Source organism: Edaphosphingomonas haloaromaticamans (assembly GCF_001853345.1).
In the GTDB taxonomy this organism is placed as follows: domain Bacteria; phylum Pseudomonadota; class Alphaproteobacteria; order Sphingomonadales; family Sphingomonadaceae; genus Sphingomonas_E; species Sphingomonas_E fennica.
This window is the reverse complement of record NZ_MIPT01000001.1, coordinates 4,069,293-4,091,401: the sequence shown is the minus strand read 5'-3', so window position 1 is coordinate 4,091,401 and position 22,109 is coordinate 4,069,293. Positions and strand designations below refer to the sequence as shown.

Annotated in this window: 20 protein-coding genes; 9 read left to right on the top strand and 11 right to left on the bottom strand. The window is 67.9% G+C overall.

All coding sequences use genetic code 11. The features are described from left to right. Positions 1 to 9: 9 nt before the first annotated feature. The 6 genes from ureC to BHE75_RS18930 all read right to left on the bottom strand — a co-directional run bounded on the left by ureC (position 10) and on the right by BHE75_RS18930 (position 6,522). Positions 10 to 1,722, bottom strand: coding sequence for an urease subunit alpha (gene ureC, locus BHE75_RS18955; RefSeq protein ID WP_070934815.1), 1,713 nt, complete (start codon positions 1,720 to 1,722; stop codon positions 10 to 12). After that, positions 1,723 to 2,028: an urease subunit beta gene (locus BHE75_RS18950; RefSeq protein WP_070934814.1), complete on the bottom strand. Its 306-nt coding sequence runs from the start codon at positions 2,026 to 2,028 to the stop codon at positions 1,723 to 1,725. Positions 2,029 to 2,173: 145 nt separating this feature from the next. After that, positions 2,174 to 2,476 (bottom strand): urease subunit gamma, encoded by a 303-nt coding sequence (locus BHE75_RS18945; RefSeq protein WP_015458205.1) that lies wholly within the window; start codon positions 2,474 to 2,476, stop codon positions 2,174 to 2,176. A 2-nt stretch (positions 2,477 to 2,478) separates the two neighbouring features. After that, a complete protein-coding gene (locus BHE75_RS18940) occupies positions 2,479 to 3,363 on the bottom strand; it encodes an urease accessory protein UreD (protein WP_070934813.1) in 885 nt (294 codons plus the stop codon). A gap of 79 nt (positions 3,364 to 3,442) precedes the next feature. Beyond that, the gene (locus tag BHE75_RS18935; protein WP_084653368.1) at positions 3,443 to 4,936 is read right to left on the bottom strand and encodes an agmatinase family protein; all 1,494 of its coding nucleotides are present in this window, start codon (positions 4,934 to 4,936) and stop codon (positions 3,443 to 3,445) included. Between the two features lie 161 nt (positions 4,937 to 5,097). Further along, positions 5,098 to 6,522 carry an agmatinase family protein gene (locus BHE75_RS18930; RefSeq protein WP_070934812.1) on the bottom strand — a complete coding sequence of 475 codons (1,425 nt, stop codon included), beginning with the start codon at positions 6,520 to 6,522 and terminating at the stop codon, positions 5,098 to 5,100. A 186-nt stretch (positions 6,523 to 6,708) separates the two neighbouring features. On the opposite strand from BHE75_RS18930, the gene BHE75_RS18925 reads away from it, so the two are divergent. From BHE75_RS18925 to BHE75_RS18890, 8 genes are read left to right on the top strand one after another with little or no spacing between them, the layout of a single operon-like run. Further along, positions 6,709 to 7,899, top strand: coding sequence for an amine dehydrogenase large subunit (locus tag BHE75_RS18925; RefSeq protein WP_084653365.1), 1,191 nt, complete (start codon positions 6,709 to 6,711; stop codon positions 7,897 to 7,899). A 7-nt stretch (positions 7,900 to 7,906) separates the two neighbouring features. Continuing rightward, entirely contained in the window at positions 7,907 to 8,455 is a 549-nt protein-coding gene (locus BHE75_RS18920) for a MauE/DoxX family redox-associated membrane protein (RefSeq protein ID WP_070934811.1), read from the top strand. A 2-nt stretch (positions 8,456 to 8,457) separates the two neighbouring features. Continuing rightward, positions 8,458 to 9,087 (top strand): methylamine dehydrogenase accessory protein MauD, encoded by a 630-nt coding sequence (gene mauD, locus BHE75_RS18915; protein WP_015458199.1) that lies wholly within the window; start codon positions 8,458 to 8,460, stop codon positions 9,085 to 9,087. Positions 9,088 to 9,106: 19 nt separating this feature from the next. Next, positions 9,107 to 9,655 (top strand): methylamine dehydrogenase (amicyanin) small subunit, encoded by a 549-nt coding sequence (gene mauA, locus BHE75_RS18910; protein WP_070934810.1) that lies wholly within the window; start codon positions 9,107 to 9,109, stop codon positions 9,653 to 9,655. Next, entirely contained in the window at positions 9,655 to 10,113 is a 459-nt protein-coding gene (locus tag BHE75_RS18905; protein ID WP_070934809.1) for a c-type cytochrome, read from the top strand. Before mauA ends, BHE75_RS18905 begins: the two co-directional genes overlap by 1 nt. Then, complete coding sequence (locus BHE75_RS18900) at positions 10,110 to 10,607, top strand: hypothetical protein (protein WP_070934808.1); 498 nt, start codon at positions 10,110 to 10,112, stop codon at positions 10,605 to 10,607. The genes BHE75_RS18905 and BHE75_RS18900 overlap by 4 nt, the downstream gene beginning before the upstream one ends. 34 nt (positions 10,608 to 10,641) lie before the next feature. Next, complete coding sequence (locus tag BHE75_RS18895) at positions 10,642 to 11,112, top strand: (2Fe-2S)-binding protein (protein WP_015458195.1); 471 nt, start codon at positions 10,642 to 10,644, stop codon at positions 11,110 to 11,112. After that, on the top strand, positions 11,105 to 13,294 hold the full coding sequence (locus tag BHE75_RS18890) for a xanthine dehydrogenase family protein molybdopterin-binding subunit (protein ID WP_070934807.1): 2,190 nt from the start codon (positions 11,105 to 11,107) through the stop codon (positions 13,292 to 13,294). The genes BHE75_RS18895 and BHE75_RS18890 overlap by 8 nt, the downstream gene beginning before the upstream one ends. Positions 13,295 to 13,332: 38 nt before the next feature. Here the strand turns inward: BHE75_RS18890 and BHE75_RS18885 are convergent, their stop codons facing one another. Beyond that, positions 13,333 to 13,641: a UrcA family protein gene (locus tag BHE75_RS18885; RefSeq protein WP_191225227.1), complete on the bottom strand. Its 309-nt coding sequence runs from the start codon at positions 13,639 to 13,641 to the stop codon at positions 13,333 to 13,335. 304 nt (positions 13,642 to 13,945) lie between these two features. Between BHE75_RS18885 and BHE75_RS18880 the strand changes: the two genes are divergently transcribed. Beyond that, positions 13,946 to 16,351 (top strand): TonB-dependent receptor, encoded by a 2,406-nt coding sequence (locus BHE75_RS18880; RefSeq protein WP_070934805.1) that lies wholly within the window; start codon positions 13,946 to 13,948, stop codon positions 16,349 to 16,351. Positions 16,352 to 16,470: 119 nt separating this feature from the next. Here the strand turns inward: BHE75_RS18880 and BHE75_RS18875 are convergent, their stop codons facing one another. From BHE75_RS18875 to BHE75_RS18860, 4 genes are all read right to left on the bottom strand, one after another. After that, entirely contained in the window at positions 16,471 to 18,057 is a 1,587-nt protein-coding gene (locus tag BHE75_RS18875; protein ID WP_070934804.1) for a tetratricopeptide repeat-containing sulfotransferase family protein, read from the bottom strand. 10 nt (positions 18,058 to 18,067) lie between these two features. After that, positions 18,068 to 20,122, bottom strand: a complete 2,055-nt coding sequence (locus BHE75_RS18870; RefSeq protein ID WP_084653361.1) for a TonB-dependent receptor — start codon at positions 20,120 to 20,122, stop codon at positions 18,068 to 18,070. Positions 20,123 to 20,158: 36 nt separating this feature from the next. Next, positions 20,159 to 20,734: a HupE/UreJ family protein gene (locus BHE75_RS25385; RefSeq protein ID WP_438830633.1), complete on the bottom strand. Its 576-nt coding sequence runs from the start codon at positions 20,732 to 20,734 to the stop codon at positions 20,159 to 20,161. A 409-nt stretch (positions 20,735 to 21,143) separates the two neighbouring features. Further along, complete coding sequence (locus BHE75_RS18860) at positions 21,144 to 22,013, bottom strand: peptidyl-prolyl cis-trans isomerase (protein WP_084653359.1); 870 nt, start codon at positions 22,011 to 22,013, stop codon at positions 21,144 to 21,146. Between the last annotated feature and the right edge of the window lie 96 nt (positions 22,014 to 22,109).

The window sequence follows — 22,109 nt, the reverse complement described above, 5'->3', positions numbered from 1 at the left end:
ACGATCCTTTCAGAACAGGAAATAGCGCTGGGCGAAGGGGAGGGTGCGGGCCGGCTCGCAGGTCAGCAGCTCGCCGTCCGCGCGGACCTCGTAGGTCTCGGGATCGACCTCGATATGCGGCATTGCGTCGTTCAGGATCATGGCCCCCTTTCCGATGGTCCCACGGGTGTTGTGCACCGCAGCAAAGGGGCGCGAAAGGCCATATCGATTGCGAATTCCGGCATCGATCGATGCGCCGGACGCAAAGAAGAGCGAAGACAAGGTGTTGGCCCGGCCAAGCGCGCCGAACATCGGCCGATAATGCACGGGCTGCGGCGTCGGGATGCTGGCATTGGGATCGCCCATCGGGGCCGCCGCGATGCTGCCGCCCTTGATCACCATATCGGGCTTCACCGCGAAGAAGGCCGGGGACCAGAGCACCAGATCGGCGAGCTTGCCCACCGCGATCGATCCGACGATGTGGCTGATGCCGTGGGCGATCGCCGGGTTGATCGTATATTTGGCGATGTAGCGGCGGGCGCGGAAATTGTCCGCATCGGCATCGTCGGTGCCAAGGGGGCCGCGCTGCCCCTTCATCTTGTCCGCCGTCTGCCAGCAGCGGATGATCGTTTCGCCGACCCGGCCCATCGCCTGGCTGTCCGACGACATCATCGAGAAGGCGCCGAGATCGTGGAGGATATCCTCCGCGGCGATCGTCTCCTTGCGGATGCGGCTTTCTGCGAAGGCCACGTCCTCGGCGATGCGGGGGTCGAGATGATGGCACACCATCAGCATGTCGAGATGCTCGTCGAGCGTGTTGACGGTGTAGGGGCGCGTCGGGTTGGTGGAGGAAGGCAGCACGTTGGGCAGGCCGGCGACGCGGATGATGTCCGGCGCATGGCCGCCGCCCGCGCCCTCGGTATGGAAGGCGTGGATGGTGCGGCCCCTGAAGGCGGCGATCGTGCTTTCCACGAAGCCGCTTTCGTTGAGCGTATCGGTGTGGAGCGTGACCTGGATGTCCATCTCGTCCGCCACCGACAGGCAGCAATCGATCGCGGCCGGCGTCGTGCCCCAATCCTCGTGCAGCTTGAGGCCGCAGGCGCCGGCCAGGATCATCTCCACCAGCGCATCGGGCCGGCTGGCATTGCCCTTGCCGAACAGGCCGAAATTCATCGGGATCGCCTCCAGCGCCTGGAACATCCGCTCCATGTGCCAGGGGCCGGGGGTGCAGGTGGTGGCGAGCGTGCCGTGCGCGGGGCCGGTGCCGCCGCCAAGCATGGTGGTGACGCCGGCGTTCAGCGCCTCCTCCGCCTGCTGCGGGCAGATGAAATGGATGTGCGCGTCGATCGCGCCGGCGGTCAGGATGCGGCCCTCGCCGGCGATGATCTCCGTCCCCGGCCCGATGACGATGTCGACGCCGGGCTGGGTATCGGGATTGCCGGCCTTGCCGATCGCCGCGATCAGGCCGTCGCGGATCGCGACATCGGCCTTGATGATCCCCCAATGATCCAGGATCACGACATTGGTGATGACGGTATCGGCGGCGCCTTCGGCCCGGCTGGCCTGGCTCTGGCCCATGCCGTCGCGGATCACCTTGCCGCCGCCGAACTTCACCTCCTCGCCATGGACGGTGCGGTCCTCCTCGACGCGGATGAGGAGGCTGGAATCGCCCAGCCGGATGCGATCGCCGACGGTGGGGCCGAACATGCCTGCATAGGCCCGGCGGGTGAGCGTGACCGGCATTCAGAGCCCCCCCATCACTTCGCCGCGAAAGCCGATCACGATGCGGCGGCCCCCATAGGGGATCAGCGCCACTTCGCGGCTCTGCCCCGGCTCGAAGCGGATGGCGGTGCCGGGCGCGATATCCAGGCGGTGGCCGCGCGCGGCGGCGCGATCGAAGGTGAGCGCGGGATTGGCTTCCGCGAAATGATAATGGCTGCCGACCTGGATCGGCCGGTCGCCGCTATTGGCGACGACAAGGGTGATGGCCACGCGATCGGCGTTGAGGACGATGTCGCCTTCGGCGGGGATGATCTCGCCGGGGATCATGCGGCGGCCCCGCGCGCCATTTCCGTCATCCCGACGAAAGTCAGGACCCATTGCCGCTCCGTCCGAAATTCCAGCGCAGCGGCAATGGATGCCGGATCAAGTCCGGCATGATGGATGTGGGGCGTTGAGGGCGCGGGCCCCGCCGTCACCGGATCGGCCTGTGGACGGTGACGAGCTTGGTGCCGTCCGGGAAGGTGGCTTCCACCTGCACGTCGTGGATCATCTCGGATATGCCCTCCATCACCTGATCGCGGGTCAGCACATGGCCGCCGCTCGCCATCAGATCGGCGACGCTGCGGCCGTCGCGCGCGCCTTCGACGACATGTTCGGTGATCAGCGCGATCGCTTCGGGATGGTTGAGCTTCACGCCCCGCTGGAGCCGGCCGCGCGCGACGATCGCGGCCATCGCCACCAGAAGCTTGTCCTTTTCGCGGGGCGTGAGGTTCATCGTCAGCAATACCAGACGGCGGGAAGGCGCGGGGGCAGGCCCAGCGTGGCGGCGCGCAGCGCGGCGGTCGCGCGGATCACGCGATCCCGCAAGGCCCGCGCGTCCCGGTCGATCAGGCGGAGGATGAGCAGGCCGTCGAGGCAGGTGGCGCCGCCATCCGGCGCGCCGGCGAGATCGCGGGCGAGATCGAGGTGGCAGGCGGCATCGGGGCCGGCATAGGCCAGCGTCGCGATCGCGCGCGCGCCGCCGAAGCCGAACGGCGCATCGGCGGTGGCGGCGAAATCCCCGGCGATGTGCAGCGCGTCCGCCCACAGCAGCCGGCCGGCCCGCCAGATGCGCCATTCGTCATGGACGAGGCCCCGGGTGAACTGCTCGCCCATCGCGGCGCGGCCGAACAGCATGGTTTCGACCGCGAGCAGCCGGGCATCCTCCGCCAGATGGGCATGCAGGCGCCGGCGCATCCGCGTGCGATCGAACAGGATCGCTTCCTGCGCCAGCCATTCGCAGCGCCCGGCCTCGGCGATTTCGATCCGCGTCTCGATGCGGATGTCGGGATCGCCCGGCCGCACGCGATAGAGTTTCTCCGCCGCCTGGGTGGTGACGGTGCCGCGGCCATGGGGCTCGACCCGGATATCGAGCGCGACGCGATCGCCGCCGGTGAGGCCGCCGCTGGTGGTGATCGATACGGCCTGCGGGAAATCGCCCGCGGCGACATCGGGGAACAGCAGCCGGCAGGGCGCGCGCTGGTAGAGATCCGCCACGCCGCGCGCGGCGAAGGCGATGCGCGCCTCGCCATCCACCCGTTGCAGTGCCGCCTGCTGGCGCTGCGCCGATGGCGGCGGCGCCAGCGGATGAATGACGGCATCTGCGGATCGGCCATGCTCCATGCCGATGGTTGTGCGGGGGACACGGACGCATCGACATGGGGCATTTGACGTATGGGGCGGGAGAACCTCGCCCCGCCGGTCAGGTGGTCGGGCGCTTCTTCGGCCGCCAGCCATAATCGGGATCGACCTTTTCCACCTTGCCGTCGCGCTCGCCCTTCTGGCCGGCCGAGGGCTGCTGATGCTCGGTCGTGAGGTCGGAAAGATAGCCGGCCTGGGTGATGCCCTTCTTGCGCATCGCGACGCCGGTGAGACAGGCGTGCATCACGAAATTGGCGTTGAGCGCGGTGCGGTATGTGGAATCGAGCTGGGGCGCCACCTCGACGATCTCGAAGCCGACCAGCTCGTTCTCCGCGCACAGCCGGCGGACGATCGGCAGCGCCTCGCGCATGGTGAGGCCGCCGGGAACGGGCGTGCCGGTGCCGGGCGCGAAGGCGGGATCGAGCACGTCGACGTCAAAGCTGATGAAGATCTTCTTGCCGCTTTCGCGCGCTTCCTTGAGCGCGCGCTCCATCGTCGCCTGCCAGCCATTCTTCTCGATTTCCGGCATCGCATGGTAGCGCACGCCGTTGTTGCGCATCCATTCGAAGCCCTCCGCCTCCGGCCACGGCCCGCGCAGGCCGACCTGGATATAGTTCCGGCCGAGGACATGGCCTTCCTTCACCGCGCGATAGACGGGCGCGCCATGGGTGATGAAGTGGACGCCGCCCTGGCCGGCATCGAAGTGGGAATCGAAGTGGACGACGCCGAAGCTGCCTTTGCCGTGGACGTCGGCCAGGCCCGCCACGTCTGAATATTCCAGGCTGTGATCGCCGCCGACGATGAAGGGGATGGCGCCGGTGCGGGCGATCTCGGCAACGCGCTCGCGCACATGGTGGACGGTGCGCTCGGTGCTCATATTGTCGACGGCGATGTCGCCATAATCGACGATGTTCAGCTCCTTCGACGGATCGACCATGGTGAACATGTCGATCCCGCCCGCGCCATATTGGTTGCGGAGCGCCGATGGGCCGGACTTGGCGCCGCGATAGCCCGATCCCATGTCCAGCGGCGCGCCGACGATCGCGACGTCCACCTTCCCGGCAACGAGATCCTCCGGATAGATGGCGACCGGCGCGCCCGCGAAGGTGGCGATGCCGCCGCCATAGACGCCCCCGCCACGGCCGTTCATGTAATAGCTGAGGCTGAAGGGGCCCGGTTCCCGCTTCGGGTCCATCGTGCGCGGGCGCATCGTCTTCCAGCCGTTGAACATGGGCGATTCGGTATTGAGCGGGATCGACGCCATGTCGGTGTCGGGATGGAACTTGTTCGCCTCCACCACGGCGAGCATGCCGTCGATATAGGCCTCGATCTCCGCCGGGCTCTTTTTCTCGAGGCGCTGGAACAGCTTGTCGTAGGAACCGGCCATGCCCTCCGCCTTCTCGGAAAGGAGGAAATCGCGCTTCTCCTTGGGCAGCTTCGCGATCTTGGCTTCCAGCCAGGCGGGCGGGGCCACCTTGTCCGATCCGGCGGCCACGGTCGCGGTGATCGCCACGCCCGCCAGCAGCATTCCGATAACGATCCGTTTCAGCCTCATGATCCAGCCCCCGGCAAAAGAAATCCTGTCGGGGCGGGACGCTAGGGGCGGCGGAGCCGGGCCGATATGGGGCGATTGACGTAGCAGGGTAAGATACTGATATATAATAAGAAGGGGCGACATCCTGCGATGCCGCCCCCAGGTCCACGCTGGATTTCGGATCAGGTCGTGGGCTTCTGGCGCCCCTTCTTTTCCGCGGGCTTCTGCCATTCGGAGCTGAGCGGGCTCAGATAATGTTCCTGGGTGATGCCTTTCTTGCGGATCGCCATGCCGGCCATGCAGGCGTGCATGATGTAGGCGCTGTTCTGGGCGGAGCGGTAGGTGGGGTCCATCGTCGGATCGAGCTCCACCAGCTCGAAGCCGGCAAGGTCGGTCTCGGCGCAGATGCGGCGGATCAGCGGCACCACCTCGCGCATGGTGAGGCCGTCGGGAACCGGCGTGCCGGTGCCGACCATGTAAGCGGGGTCGAGCACGTCGATGTCGAACGACACGAACACGCGCTTGCCGTTTTCCTTGGCTTCCTTGAGCACGCGGCTGACCACCACGTCCCAGCCGGATTTCTCCACCTCCACCATCGTATGGTAGCGGAAGCCCTGTTCGCGCATCCATTCGAAGGTCTCGATATCGGGCGATTGCGCGCGCAGGCCGACCTGGATGTAATCGCGGCCGGCGACATGGCCCTCCTTGATGAGCCGGTAGACCGGCTGGCCATGATCGATCAGATGGGCGCGGCCGCGACCCGCATCATAATGCGAATCGAAGTGGATGACGCTGACCTTGCCCTTGCCCAGCACGTCGGTGACGCCGGCGATGTCCGAATAGGCAAGGCTGTGGTCGCCGCCGACGATGAAGGGGATGGCGCCCGTCTTCGCGATGGAGGCCACCTGTTCGCGCACATGGCCCATCGATCGCTCGGTGCTCATATTGTCGACGGCGACGTCGCCATAATCGACCATGTTGAGCACGGCGCGCGGCGACGTCATCGTATACATGTCGTTGCCGGCGCCCATGCGGACGGTGCGCATGGCGGTGGGGCCGAGATGCGCGCCGCGCGTGCCCGAACCCATGTTGAGCGGGATGCCGACCATGGCGATATCGACCTTGCCGGCGGTCAGGTCGTCCGGCCGCAGCGCCACGGGCAGGCCGAAGAAGGTGGGGATGCCGCTGCGCCCTTCGACATAGCGGCTGAGCGAGAAGGGGCCGGGTTCGCGTTTCGGATCGAGCTCCGCCGGGCGCAGCACCTTCCAGCTGTTGAAGCTTTTGGCCTCCGGGTTGAGGGGGATCGACGCCAGGTCGGTCTTGGGGTTGAACTTGCTCGCCTCGATCACCTCCATCATCGCGGCGACATAGGCCTGGATCTCCTCCGGCGACTTGGCCGCCAGCCGGCGCTCCAGCTCGCCTTCCACGGAAACGAATCGATCGGTTTCCTTCGAACGGAGGAATTTCGCCTGCTCGGGCGTCAGCTTGTCGAGCTTGGCCTCGATCTCGGGCGCGAACCGCTTTTCCGTGCTCTGCGCGATGGCGAGCGATGCGATGCCCGCCGCCGCCGACAAGGCGATGATGCCGAGTTTCCTCGATAGTCCCACGCCGCGACCTCCCTGTTCTTGCCATCGGCCCCAGGCACCGGCGCGGACGGAATCGTCCCGCCAGGGGAGCCGTGCCGGAGCTAGCATCGGGCGGGCGGCGCGGCCCCTACGTCAAACGCCCCATGGCCCGGCAAATCGCCGCAATCCAATGCTGCCGCCCATCGATCAACCTGTGGGGAACGGGATATGGGGCTGCAGTTCGGATCGTGGCTGAGGGGAGGCGCCTGCGCCGCCGGCATCGCCTGGGCGGGCATCGCATCGGCCGCCGATACGCCGCCGCCCGCGCCCGCATCGTCACCGCCGCCGATATTGGAGGCCGAGACCAGCGGCACGCTGATGCTCGGCCCGGCGGGCGCGCACCGCCTCTACATCGCCGCCGGCGAAGGCTTCACCATCATCGATGGCGACACGGCGAAGGTGGAAGGGACGATCCATGGCGGCCGGGCCGGCGTGCTCGCCGTCGCGCCGGACAACGGCCATTATTATGTCTCCGAAAGCTATTGGTCGCGGGACAATCGCGGCGAGCGGGTCGACCTCGTTTCCGTCTATGACAGCGCCAGCCTGAAGCTGGTGAACGAGATCAAGCTGCCCGGCCGGCTGATCGCATCGGGGCGCATGCCCTTCTTCTCGATCAGCGCGAGCGGCACGCGCGGCTATGTCTTCAACCTCGAGCCGGCGACCTCGGTGCAGGTTGTGGACCTGGAGAAGAAGAAGTTCCTCTCCACCATCGAGGTGCCGGGCTGCGGCCTGATCTTCCCCTATCGCGACGAGGGCTTCGCCTCGCTCTGCGCCGACGGTTCGCTGGCGACGGTGACGGTGGATGCGAAGGCGAAGGGCACGATCCGGCAGAGCCAGCCATTCTTCGAGGCCGAGACCGACCCCGTGTTCGAGGAGAGCCTGGTCGATCGCAAGACGGGCCAAGCCTGGTTCATCACCTATAACGGCCTCGTCCACCCGGTGAAGCTGGGGGGCGAGCCCGTGTTCGGCGAGCCGTGGAGCCTGCAGGCGGCGGCCGGGCTTTCCCCGGCGACGACCGAGCCGCAGCACAAGACCTGGCGGCCCGGCGGGCGGCGGCCGTTTGCGATCCACATGGCGAGCGGCACGCTGTTCGCCCTCATGCATGAAGGCAAGCCCTGGACGCAGAAGGCGGAAGGCACCGAGCTGTGGGCGATCGACGTCGCCACCCGGCAGGTGAAGGGGCGGTTCCGCGTGCCCACCGCCGGCCGCGTCGTCGGCGTGAGCCAGGACGAGAAGCCGTTGCTCTATGTGGCGGGCGAGGGCGACTGGCTTTGGGTGATGGACCCGGAAAATGGCAGGATCGTCCGCCAGATGAGCGAGATCCGCCGGCCGGGGATGATCCAGGTCACGGGTTTCTGATCGCGTCATGGACGCATCCGCCCTGTTGGCGATCGGCCACCTGGCCGCCGCATCGGCGATCGCGGCGATGCTGGCGGCGGGCGCGCTGGCCAAGCTTGCCGCCCGCGACGACTGGCTGGTTGCGCTCGCCGGCTATCGGCTGGTGCCTGGTCCGTTGATGGGCGGCGTGGCGGCGTTGCTGCCGGCTGCCGAGCTGGCCGTGGCGATCCTGATCGTCACCGGCCTTGGCGGTGCCGCGGGCGTGATCGCCGGCGCGGGGCTGCTGCTGGCCTTCGCGGCGGCCATCGCCGTCAACCTGCTGCGCGGCCGGCGCCATATCGATTGCGGCTGCGATCCGCGCGGCCGGCCCCGGCCGATCGGCTGGCCCATGGTTGCGCGCAACGTCGCGCTTGCCGGCATCCTGCTGGGCGGGATCGTGGCCGGGCCGGTGGCGGGCCTGCCGGCGCGGCTGCTGGCGATCGTGGCGGGCGCGGGCGTCTACGCGCTGTTCCGCGCCATCGCCATTCTCCATTCCTTCGCGCCGCGATCCACCGGCGCGCCCAACGGAGCCTATTGATCATGCTGATCGCATCGACATTCCTGCTGTGGATCGTGGTGGCACTTCTGGTGGTCGCGGTCGTGGCGCTCGCCCGCCAGATCGGCGTGCTGCACGAACGGATCGCGCCGATGGGCGCGCTGGTGACGGACGGCGGCCCCAAGGCCGGCGACCTGGCGCCGGTGATCGCGGCTCCCGGCCTGGCGGGCGGGATCGTCAATGTCGGCGGGCCGGACGCTTCGGGGCAGGCATCGTTGCTGCTGTTCGTCGCGCCCGATTGCCCGATCTGCAAGAAGATCATCCCCATCGCGATGGTGTTGGCCCGCGCGGAGAAGCTGCGGCTGGTGTTCGTGGGCGACGGCAATGCGGAGGATTATGCCGCCATGGCCCGGCGCCATCGCATGGAAGGGTTCGATTTCGCGCTGAGCCCGCAGATCGGGCTGGCCTATCAGGTGGGCAAGCTTCCCACGGCGGCGCTGGTGAGCGCGGCCGGCAGCATCGTGGCCAAGGGCCTCGTCAACAGCCGGGAGCATCTGGAGAGCCTGATCGTGGCGGGGGAGACCGGCTTCGCATCGGCCCAGGACTATCTGCGCGAACGCGGCGCGGCGGGCGACGAGAAGGTCGTCCGCATGCATGCCGGCGGCGGCAAGTGAACGAACGGGGGATAGTGCCATGAAGATATCGGACATGGACGGCATCGGCGAGAAGCTTGCCCGCAGGCTGGCCGGCCGCACCTCGCGGCGGAGCATGATATCGCGCGTGGGAACGGCGCTCGTCGCGGCGCCGCTCTTTCCGCTGCTGCCGGTCGATCGGATGAAGGCGCATGCCGCCGAGCCGGCGGAGCCCGACACGCGCAGCGATTTCCAGAAGAAGGCGCAGACCAAGGACGATACCGAGTGCAATTACTGGCGCTATTGCGCCATCGACGGATCGCTCTGCACCTGCTGCGGCGGCACGACCAGCATGTGCCCGCCGGGCACGCAGCCGTCGCTCACCTCCTGGGTCGGCACCTGCCTCAACCCGGACGACAAGCGGCTCTACCTGATCGCCTATCGCGACTGCTGCGGCACCAGCGGCTGCGGCCGCTGCCGCTGCGACAATACGGAGGAGGCGACGCCCGCCTACCGGCCATCGGGGAATAACGAGATCATCTGGTGCTTCGGCACATCCTCCATGGCCTATCATTGCTCGACGGCCGCATTGGTCGGGGTGGCGAGCTGATGTTACGGGCCTGGATCGCGGCCGTTGCCCTGCTGCTGTCGCCGGCGGCAGCATATGCGCAGGCGGTGCCGCAGGCCTACAAGGCCAATTGCCAGATGTGCCACCAATCCGCCGCGCAGGGCGTGCCCGGCGTCTATCCCCGGCTCGCGGGCCGGATGGACAAGGTGGCGGCCAGCGAGGATGGGCGGCGATACCTGATCGCCGTCCTGCTCCACGGCCAGACCGGACGGATCATGGTGGACGGCAAGCCGCTGAGCGGCGCGATGCTTCCTTATGCCCGCCTGGCCGACAAGGATCTGGCGGACATCCTGACCTATATCTCCACCGCCGGCGCCAGGGCCAAGGCCCGGCCGTTCACCCCGGCCGAGGTGGCGGCCGTCCGTGCCGCGCCGAAGCTGGCGGCCGCCAAGGTGGGCGAGGAGCGCGGACGACTGGCCACTGCGGGGATCGTGCCGTGATCCCGCGGCCGCTGGCTCTCGCCGCGGCGGTGGCGATCGGGCTGGCGGGCGTGGCGGCCGGCCATGCGGACAGCGGCACGGCGGGCGCCCCGGTGCTCAATCCCGCGCAAAGCCAGTTCCTCCTCCGCTGCGGCGGCTGCCACGGCACGACCGGCCTTTCGCCGCCGAAATCGGTGCCGGTGCTGCGCGGGCGGGCGGGGTGGTTCCTCTGCACGCCGGAAGGGCGCGAATATATCGTGCGCGTTCCCAACGTCGCTCGCGCGCTGCTGGACGATGCGCGGCTGGCCGCCGTGCTCAATTTCGTCGCCTTCGACCTCGGCGAGGGCTCCGCCCCGCACGGGGCGGAACCGTTCACCGGCGAGGAGGTGCGCGCGATCCGCGCCCGCCCGCTGACCGACGTGCCGCTGCTCGCGCATCGCCGCCAGGTGGTGAACGATCTGATCCGCAGATGCGGCGCGCCGAAGGACTTGCTGGTCTATGGCGGGGCCGGATAGGTCTGTGCGCGGCGCACGGGAGGCGCGAGGCTTCATGACGATCACCCTCAACATCAACGGGCAGGCGCGCACGATCGATGCCGATCCGGAAAAGCCGTTGCTCTGGGCGCTGCGCGAGGATCTGGGCCTCAGGGGCACCAAGTTCGGCTGTGGCGCGGGCCTGTGCGGTGCCTGCACCGTCCATGCCGACGGGGCCGCGATCCGATCCTGCCAGACGACGATCGCCGATGCCGCCGCGATGAAGATCGTCACCATCGAGGCGGTCGCGACCACCGACGCCGGGCGCCGCGTGACCGATGCCTGGATCGCGCTCGACGTGCCGCAATGCGGCTATTGCCAGGCGGGGCAGATCATGAGCGCCACCGCGCTGCTCGCTGCCACGCCTCATCCCGGCGACGAGGATATCGATGGGGCGATGGCCGGCAATCTCTGCCGCTGCTCCACCTATCTGCGCATCCGCGCCGCGATCCGGCAGGCGGCCGGGGCGGGAGGCGCCGGTGCCTGACATCGCGATCGAACGCCGTTCCTTCCTGAAGGCGACCTTGCTTACCGGCGGCGCGCTGGCCATCGACGCGCGCGTGGCGCTGGCCGGGACGGCGGGGGAGGCGCCCGTCGCCCTCAATGCGTTCATCCGCATCGCCGCCGACAACAGCATCACCATCGGCGCCAAGAATCCGGAGATCGGGCAGGGCGTGAAGACGATGCTGCCGATGCTGATCGCCGAGGAACTGGATGTCGACTGGGCGCAGGTCCGCATCGAGCAGACCCATGCCGCGGAAAAGCTGTTCGGCCCGCAGGTTGCCGGCGGCAGCCGCGCGACGCCCGTCAACTGGCTGCCGATGCGCAGGGTGGGCGCCACCGCGCGCAGCCTGCTGGTGCAGGCGGCGGCGCGGAAATGGGGCGTCGATCCGGCGGGCCTCGCGACGGCGGGCGGCGTGGTGACGCACGAGGCGAGCGGCCGCACGGCGCGCTATGCCGATCTCGCCGCCGAGGCCGCGGCGCTGCCGCCGATCGACCCCGAAAATGTGAAGCTGAAGGACCCGGCGGCGTTCCGCATCATCGGCACGTCCATAGGCGGGGTGGATGTGCCGGCGATCGTCGCGGGCAAGCCGCTTTACGGCATCGATGTCGCGATGCCGGGGCTGCTGCACGCTGCGCTGGAGGTATGCCCCGTGTTCGGCGGCACCTTCAGGGCGGGCAATCTGGACGAGGTCCGCAAGATGCCGGGCGTGCGCCATGTGATCGTCATCAAGGGCAACGGCCAGGCGGAATCGCTCTACGACGGCGTGGCGGTGCTGGCCGAAAGCTGGTGGGTGGCCGATCGCGCGCGGCAGGCGCTGGACCTGCAATGGGACACGGCCGGCCTTGAAGGCTTTTCCACCGATGGCTATGCGGCCGAGGCCGCAGCGAGGATGGGCGCCAAGCCCGATGCCGAGCTTGCCCGCCATGGCGACGTCGAGGCGGCCTTCGCCGCCGCCGCCAGGGTGGTGCGGGCCGATTACAGCTATCCCTTCCTCGCCCATGGCACGCTGGAGCCGCAGAACTGCACGGCGCTGGTGAAGGACGGCAAGGTCGAGATCTGGGCGCCCACGCAGAATCCCGAGCCCGGCCGCAAGCTGGTGGCCGAGGCGCTGGGCGTCCCGCCCGAGGCGATCCGCATCAACATGACGCGATCGGGCGGCGGCTTCGGCCGGCGGCTGATGAACGATTATATGGTCCGCGCCGCCGCCATCGCCGCGCAGGTGCCCGGCACGCCGGTGAAGCTGCTTTATGCCCGCACCGATGACGTGCGGCGCGATTTCTATCGTCCCGGCGGCTGGCACCGCTTCGCCGCCGCGATCGACGGGCGGGGCCGGCTGACCGGCTTCACCGATCATTTCATCACCTTCGGCCAGGACGGCAAGCCCATCCGTTCCGCGCAGATGAGCCCGTTCGAATTTCCGGCCGGCTGCGTGCCCAATCTAGCTTATGGCCAGTCGCTGCTGGCGACCAACCTGCCGACCGGCTGGCTGCGCGCGCCGGGTTCGAACGCGCTGGGCTTCGTCTTCCAGTCCTTCCTGGACGAGGTGGCCGTCGCCGCCGGCAAGACGTTGCCCGATCTGATGATCGAGCTGCTGGGCGAACCGCGCGACCTGCCCTGGCTGCCCAACGCGCCCGCGCTCAACACCGGCCGCGCGCGCGGCGTGATCGACAAGGTGTGCGCCATGGCGGGCTGGGGCAAGGGCGCGCGGCTGCCCGAGGGACGCGGCCGGGGCTTCGGCTTCTACTTCAGCCATATGGGCTATTTCGCGGAGATCGTGGACGTGGCCGTATCGGCCGAAGGCGAGGCGCGCGTCGCGAAGGTCTGGGTGGCGGGCGACGTCGGCAGCCAGATCGTCAACCCCGTGAACGCGATCAACCAGGTGCAGGGATCGGTGATCGAGGGGCTGGGCTATGCGCTGTCGGGGCAGGCGATCACCCAGGTCGCGGGCGCTGTGACGCAGGAGAATTTCCACGACGCGCCGATCCCGCGCATCGGCGAAGTGCCCGAGATCGTAGTGGAATGGGTGATTACCGACAATCCGCCGAGCGGGCTGGGCGAACCGGCGCTGCCGCCTGTGATTCCGGCGCTGGCCAACGCGATCCACGCCGCGACCGGCAAGCGCATCCGCTCACTGCCGATCACGGCGGAGATGCTGGCGGGATAGCGGCCGGACGCCGCTTCCCCGTGTGCGGGCCGCTGGCTTCAATCGGTGCCGCGCAGCTCCGTGGAGCGATCGGCGGCGAGGCGGGCGCGGCCTTCGGCGATCACCTCGGCCCGGCACTGGCTGGCCTTCTTCGCCATCGCGAGATGGATGTGGCTGACCGATCGGCCGCACACCGCCTCCGCGGCATCGGCGAGGCGGGCGTCGAGCCGGCGCTGGCCATCGGGACTCGCAAGATCGAGGCCGTCCGTGCGCACCGTGGCGCTTGGGGCGGCGAAGGGATTCTGCGCGGCCATGGCCATGGCGGGCAGGCATGCAAACGCGCATGCCGCCATGATGTGATTTCGCATCCTGATCTCCTGCATCTTTCCCGATCTGTATCGCCGGGGTGCCGACGTCATAGCACCGCATGCGCCGCGCGGCCAATTGCATGCATGTTACTCGCCATAATATGGCTAAATATCAAATGCTTGATGTCAATTCCGGCCCTACGTCAAACGCCCCATAGGGCCGGCCCGGCGCCCCTCATACCCTTTTCATGCTCCGGGTCGGATGCGCGCCACCATCGCGCGCCGGGTCGCGCGGCACCGTCAGAAGCGGGCCGCCGGGGGCATCGGATGCTGGCGGCACGAGAACCAAAAAGAAGGGGGTAATATGAAGCGCCGATCTCTCACCAGCCTCGCCTTGATGTCGGCGACCGCGCTGGGTGGCCTGTTGCCTTGCATCGCCCATGCCGCCGAGGCGGCCGAAGCCGCGGCGGCGGCCAACACCGCCGACGACATCATCGTCACCGGCACGCGTCGTTCGGTTTCGGTGCAGGACGCGCCGATCAACATCACCGCCGTCGGCGCCGAGCAGCTCGAAGCCCAGAGCATCACCGATATCCGCAACCTCGCCAACTTCACGCCGGGCGTGACGGTGCTCGATACCGGCGCGCGCAGCGCCAGCAAGATCGTGCTGCGCGGCCTTTCCGCGAACGATACCGGCATCGGCGGCAGCAACACCGAAAATTCGGTGGCCACCTATCTGGGCGAAGTGCCCATGTATCTCGACTTCAAGCTGATCGATATCGATCGGGTCGAGGTGCTGCTGGGGCCGCAGGGCACGCTTTACGGTTCGGGCACGCTGGCGGGGGCGATCCGCTACATGCCGAAGCGCCCGAACGTGAACGACGTGGAAGGCTATGCCCATCTTCGCGCCTCCACCGTCGCGCACAGCGACGATATCGGCTATATCGGGGATGCCGCGTTCAACGTGCCGATCGTCCAGGATCACGTGGCGCTGCGATCGGTGTTCGGCTATTATTTCGAGCCGGGGTTCATCGACTATAATTATGTCCTGAAGCAGCCTGGCATATCGCTGCCGCAGCCGGGCGGCCTCGATCTCGGCACGCCGGCGCAGCAGGCCGAGAATTTCGAGCGGCACAAGGATGCGGATTTCGAGCGCACCTTCACCACCCGCAACACGCTGCTGGTGCAGACCTCGGAAGATCTGAAGGCGTTCCTGACCTACGCCTACCAGCTTTCCAAGACGGACGGCTACCAGTCCAACAGCGCGGGCGTGCTGGGCACCGGAAAATATGAGCGGGCATCCCGCTATCTGGAGCCGTCGCGGCGCGAGGCGCATCTCGTTTCGCTGGAGATCAACGCCAACCTGTTCGATTTCGCGCAGCTCGTGACGTCCACCGCGCTCACCCGGCAGAAGGTGACGGGGAATACCGACAATACCGATCTGCTGCTGGACCTCGATTATGATTATGAGCTGTTCCCCGGCTTCTCCTCCTACGCGCCATCGGAGAACAAATATAAGCAGTTCAACCAGGAGGTGCGCTTCGTTTCCGCCCATGGCGGCCCGCTGAGCTGGGTGATCGGCGGCTTCTACAACAATTTCCGCACCAGCCAGTGGCGCAACGAATATGTGCCGGGCTACACCGCCTGGGCCGGCATCGATTACCGGCCCGACGACCTCGAATATATCTCCTTCGTCAATTCCAAGACCAAGGAAAAGGCGGTGTTCGGCGAGGCGACGTTCGAGATCACGCCGAAATGGCAGGTCACGGGCGGTATCCGCTACTTCAAATATGAGGCCGAGGTGACGGGCGGCACCGATCTGCCGCTGACGGGCGGCGGGCGGCGGCGCACGCCCTATCCGGCGATCCAGTTCGATCCCAGCCGCGTGCGTTCGGGCGATACCAGCGACAGCGGCACGGTGTGGAAGGTCAACACCTCCTACAAGTTCACCGACGATCTGATGGTCTATGCGACCTATAGCACCGGCTATCGCATCGGCGGCGTCAACCGCCACCCGCCCTGCGTGCTGCCGCTCGAGCCGGGGCAGAATGTCTGCGCGCTGCCGGACGAGCTGATCTACGGTCCCGACAAGACCAAGAACAAGGAAATCGGCGTCCGCTTCTCGCTGTTCGACAGGCGCCTGGTCGGATCGGTCGCCGGCTATCATATCGACTGGGACGGCATCCAGGTGGGCAGCCAGACGGTGAACGGCGCGCTCGGCATCACGGTGAACGGCGCCAAGGCGGTGTCGAAGGGCGTGGAGCTGAGCTTCACAGGCCGGCCGGTCTCCGCGCTGGAGATCAGCGGCACCTATTCCTACAATGACGTGCACCTGACGGATGTCGCGCCCGGCGTGATCGTGACCACCCATCACGGGCGCTTCGATGGCGAGCCGGGAGACCGCCTGCCCGGCACGCCCAAGAATGCGGGCACGATCGGTGCCACCTATACCGTGCCGTTCGACAGCGGCGCCGATCTCAAGCTCAACTGGACGGCCGTCTATCGCGGCAATGTGGTGACGCGGATCGGCGCGCGGGGCTTCGGCGAGAAGCTGCCCTCCTACACGCTGCATCGCGCCTCGATCACCTATGGCATGGACGATTGGGAGGTGAGCCTGTTCGCCAACAACATCTTCGACAATTACGCCGTTACCTCGGTGGGCCAGTCGACCGAGCAGATCGGCGTCAATGACGGCGTGGCGCTTCGTTATTACTCGCATGCCGTGGTGCGCCCGCGCACCGTGGGTATCGAGACGCGCTTCCGCTTCTGACCGCGCAAGCATTCCCCTTCAACCTCGCGGCCGCTCCAGCCCCACGGAGCGGCCGCTTTTTTGGGGAGGGGAGATAGGGCTGGCCGGCGCGCGCGGCGCGCGCCTCCCGCAGCCGGATTTCAGTCTATGGCGATGCCCTGGCGGATCAGGAAATCGCGCGCCGGCGCCAGGTGGCGTTCATAGGCGCGCCACTGGCCGATGCCGTCGCGATAGAGGGGCCGGCGCACCTGCGCGGCGCTGGGGGTGGCCACGGGGGCGGTATTGGCATGGAAATCCAGGCAGGCGGGGTCCCATTGCAGCCCGCAATGATCGAGCAGCCGCCGGGTCTGGCCCTCCTGATCGTCGATCAGCCCTTCATAGCTGAATTCGAGCACGCGGCCCGGCAGCTTTGCCCGCCAGTAAGCGATGAGCTGATCGAACAGCAGATAGAAGCGCGCGCAATCGACGAGATCGTAGGAATAGCCGTAATAGGCCGATGTCGTGGCGAACAGATTCTTGAAATTGCTCCAGATGCTGTCCATCGGGTTGCGCCGGAGGCAGACGATCCGGGCATTGGGCAGCGCGCGGGCGATATAGCCGATATAGAGGAAGTTGAGGGGCAGCTTGTCCACGAAGCGGCCGTGGCGGGCGCCCTCATGCTGGCGGGCGCGGTCGATATAGTCCCGCCCCACGGCATCGGGGGAGAGGCCGGCCGCGGCCAGGATCGTCTCCATGTCCAGCACCAGCCGCGACGGCGTTTTCGCCAGGCGCTTGATCGCGAGCGGCATGGCCTGAAGCTCCCCGGCGGAAGCGATTTCCGGGTGGGAGGAAAGGATGCGATCGACCAGCGTGGTGCCGGTGCGCGGCAGGCCCGTCACGAAGATCGGCGCGTCCTCCACCCTGCTTGCGCCCGTGAAATAGCCGGAGCGGTCGAACGCGGTGCGGATGGCGAAGGCGTTGCGCGCGTCGGCATCGATCGAAAAGCCGGTCCGCGCCTTGTGCGCGCGATTGCCGGTGTCGAGATGGCGGAAGGCGGCGTCATGTTCGCCGATATCCTGATATTCCTTGGCCGCCGCATAATGGATGCGCAGCCGATCGAGCGGATCGCGCGCGGCGTCGAGCGCCCGTTCCAGCCGTTCGACATGGTTGGCGGCGGGCGTCTGCCGCCGGAGCCCCGCCAGCCCGAAATGGGCGCGGCCGTGGGCGGGATCGCGCCGGAGGATGGCCTCATATTGCGCCTCGGCATCCGCCTTGCGATCGAAGAAGCCGTAAGCGGCGGCGAGGTTGAAGCGATATTCGGCATTATCGGGCGCCATGGCCACGGCGGTTTCGAACAGGGGAAGGGCAGCGGCATGATCGCCGAGCCGCGCATAGACGCAGCCGATCGTGTCCAGCGTGCGGGCGTCCGCCGCGCCGGCCGAGGCCGCCGCCCGATCCGCCGCTGCCCGCGCCTCCGCCTCGCGCCGGGCGAGGGTGAGCAGCCGGGCGCGCTGGGCCTGATATTCGGGGTTGTCGGCCGCCAGATCCGTGGCCCTGTCGATCGCCTGCAACGCGGCCGCGATCCGCCCGCCTTCGCCGAGCGCCATCGCGAACAGGAAATGCCCTTCGGTGAGGTGGGGATGCGACTGGACGGCCGCCGCCGCGATCCCGGCGCAGCCGTTGAGGTCGCCTGCCGCCAGCGCCGCGCGGGCGGCGGTGAAATCGGGCGGGGGAAGGGCGGCCGCCATGCCGATCCGATCAGAAGCTGCGGCGCAGCGAGACGCGGAACTGGCGCGGCTCGACGGGATGGAAATGGATGTCCTCCACCGGCTCCGCCTCGTTTGCGAGCCGGGATTCGTAGAAATAGGTGATGTCCGCGTCGCGGGCGTTGAACAGGTTGTAGATGTCCACGCCGATCCGCCAGGGCCCCAGCGCCTTGTAGCCGCCGAGGTTGACGAGGGTCGTCGGCTGCGATTTCACGGTTCCGTCCTCGATCAGCGGGGCCTTGCCGAAATGACGGACGCGCAGCGCCGCGGACAGCCCGTCGCCGAGATCGATCGCCGCCCCCGCGCCGAGCACGAAGCCCACCGATCCCGGAATGCGATCCACCGCCGAGGGCGTGCCGCTGAAGCGGGCGCGGGTGTAGGCGGCGGAAAGATCGAAGCTGACGGCATCGACGGGGCGCCAGAAGGCGTTGAATTCCATGCCCAGCCGCTTCGATGCGTCATTGGGCTCGGTGGTGCCGGCATCGCCGACGAACACCAGTTCCGATCCGAGCTTCAGCCAGAAGCCGACCAGCGAGGCGTTGAAGCGGGCGCCTTCGACGCGGGCGCCGATTTCCGCGCCGCGCGCGCGGACGAGGAGGTCGACGCTGTCGACCGGATCGCCGGTCGCCGAATCGATGCTGATCGCGGCGCCGCGCGCATCGTTGCTGTGGAAGGACTCGCCGTAATTGGCATAGAATTCCAGTCCCTTCGCCGCCGCCCAGGCCAGCGCGACCTTGGGGCTGAGCTGCGCGTCGGTGCCCAAGCCGCTGTTGGCGGAGATGTCGGCATCGACATCATAGCCGTAGAAATCGCCGCGCAGGCCGAGGATGGCGCGCACGCCGCCGCCAAGCGCCAGCTCCGCCTCGCCATAGCCGCTGACGCTATATTCATCGACCTTGTCCTGGCGGATCGGATCGCGGCGGCGGCCGTCGACGCTGGGATACAGCCCCACTCGGCCGATCAGGTCGTAGCGCGTGTCCGCGCCCAGGCGGAAGATAGTGGGGATGCCGGCCGTCGCGCCATCCCAATGATGGCGGATGGCGCCGCCGAAGATGCCCCGCTTGTCGCGCTGCTGGAATTCGTCCCCGTTCACCGGATCGGCGGCGAAATAGGTGAAGTTCGACGTCAGCCGCATCTGATAGTAGATGGCATAGGCATTGACCGAGGTGCCGTCGCCGATCTCGGCATCGCCGGACAGCGAGAGCCGGGTCGTCCGGCCGCCGAGATCGGGATCGATATAGCCGAGCCGGGGGATTGACCCGTCCTCCACGGCGCGGAGCGGGATCTGGTCCGTCGAATTCCAGCGGGCATGATAGGCCATCGCCGTCACCGACCAGTCGTCCCGGCTGTATTTGGCGAGCAGGTTGGCCTTGCGGTGGTTCTCGTCCAGCACCCACGGCCCGCGCGAGGCGAGCCCTTCGATGCCGACCAGCGTGGTTCCGCCGGCATCGTCATCCATGCTGAGGGCGGCGAGGCCGCGATAATAATCGTTCGAGCCTGCCGTGATCTCCACGAAGGGGCGGGCGAGCTGGCGATAGGTGGAAAAGCGCACTGTGCCCGCCGCGCTGAAATCCCCCGCGTCCACCGAATAGGGGCCTTTGGCGTAATCGACGCGCTCGACCAGCTCGGGGATCAGGAAATTATAGTCGAGATAGCCCTGGCCATGGCCGTGGGTGCGCATGTTCACCGGCATGCCATCGACGAAGCCGGCGAAATCGGTGCCATGATCGAGGTTGAAGCCGCGCAGGAAATATTGGTTGGCCTTGCCCGTGCCGGAATGCTGGGTGGCGATGACGCCGGGCACGGTTTCGACCAGCTCGCCCACGCGCAATATCGGCCGCTTCTCCAAATCGGCATAGCCGACGACGCCCTGCGATCCGGCGGTGGCGATGCCGATCTGCGCCTGGGCGCGGCCCCAGACCACGATGGCTTCGGCGCTTTCCTGCGGGGGGGCCGCCTCCGCTGCGACGGCCGGCGATCCGCCGAGGCCGATCGCCAGCGCCATGGCCGCGGGCGAGGCCATTTTCAGGAAACCGGAAATGTGCATCTGCTCCTGCCGAACTGGGGAATGGGCGAAAGGCGGTCAGGCGAGGCCGAAGCCGGTCGCGCGCTCCACCATCCAGAAGGCGCCGNGCGTGCCGACTCCGTAGAGCGCCGCCCTGCGGACCGGCTGGCTGAGCGAGACGGTGCGCAGCCCCGCCATGATCGCGGTGACGGCCGCCACGAAGATGAGCTGGCCGGCCTCGACCCCGATGTTGAAGAAGATGAGGCTCGGCACCCGTTCGCCGCGCGACACGCCGAGTTCCCCGAGGGCGCTGGCGAAGCCGAGGCCGTGGAGCAGGCCGAACAGCGACACCACCGTCATGTGCCGGCGGAGCGCGCTGGGGGAGGGGATATGGCCGCTGGCGTGCAGCGCCTCGCGCGCCATGAAGGCGATCGACAGCGCGATCGCGGCCTCCACTGGGGGGATGGGGATGTTGACCAGTTCGAAGAAGGCCATGGCCAGCGAGACGGAGTGGCCGAGGGTGAAGGCCGTCACCAGCCCGATCAGTTCGCGGCCGCGCGCCAGCAGGCACAGGCAGAGCACGAAGGCGAGGTGATCCCATCCCAGCCAGATGTGCAGCACGCCCTGCGCCAGGAATTCGCGCGCGATCTCCATGACGGGGCGATCGGTGGCGGCGGTTTCGCCGATGGGCACGGCGACGCCTTTTTCATCGCCGGTCAGGCTGCGATCGACCTGCGCGCCCATGATGTTGGTGACGAAGCTGGCGCCATCGACCTTCCACGGCGCCTGGATCACATCGGTGGTGCGGATCGCCCGGTCGCAGGTGAATTCGAAGGAATAGCGCGCGCGTCCGCCCGCCGACTGCCGGCTGGAGGAAGCCTGCTTGCAGCCTTCGGGCCAGATCACCGGGGCGGGCGAGCTGACGGCTTCGGGAACGGCGGCGGTGAATTCGTAGCTGTCCGGCTCCTCCCCGCGCGAGAGGCTGAACTCGCCTGACAGGAAGATATCGGCGCGGGCCGGTGCGGCCGCGATCGTCGCGGCCGCCAGCGCCAGCGCGGCGAGCCTAGCGATCGATCCGAACATCGAATTTCTCCTTGAGCTTGGCCACTTCGCGATCGACCACCGAATTGGTCGCGGCCATCATGAAATCCTGGCGCACCTGATCGCGGATCTGGGCATAGGGCATCAGCGACGGGGCAAAGCTCCGATCCTTGCGGACGAAATGCCACCCGCGCGGTGAGCGGACGGGGCCGAACCAGGCGCCGTCGGGCGCCTTGCGCAGCCGTTCGACGAAGGGCTGGCCGAAGATGCCGCGCACCATGCTCTCGCCATATTGGGGATAATCGCGGCCGAGCCAGAAATCGTCGCCGCCGACCCGCTGGCCGGCATTGAGCGCGGCCAGCACCGCCGCCGGATCGGCGGGCGCCGCGGAATAGAAGACCTGCGAGAAGCTGATCTTCGGCTCCGCCTGATAGCGCTTCAGATTGTCCGAATAATAATCGACGAGCTGTTCCTCGGTCGGCTCCGGCGGGGCGCCGGCGATGAGGTAGCGCACCTTGTCCGTCAGATGCTTGCGGGTCTGGCTGTCGGTAAGGTGCATGCCGCGGGCGATCGCCTCGCGGAACAATAGTTCGTCGGCGATGAAATTGTCGCGCATCCGCGCCTTGTCCGCCTCGCTCGCCTTGCGGCCGGCCAGCATCTCGAACTCCTCGACCTGCGCGGCCTGGATTTCGCGGCTGTAGTGGACGGGCTCCTTCCGGCTCGCCTCGATCGCGTGATAGGCGGCGAAGAAGCCGCCGCCGACGATGAGGAAGGCGAAGAGCGGATCGCGCACGATTGCGCCGATCCTGCGGCGCAGTCCCGCGGGGTCCGGCCAGGGCGGACCCGTCACCCGTGCGGCGGTGCCATCCTGCTTCTGCTCGGTCGCTATCAAGGTTGCGCCCCCGTTCGAATGCCACCTTCGCGCCCGGTTTTCCGGCGGCGTCGGCGCTTGTCGGGGCGATCCTATCGAGGTCGGCAGGGCGGCCGC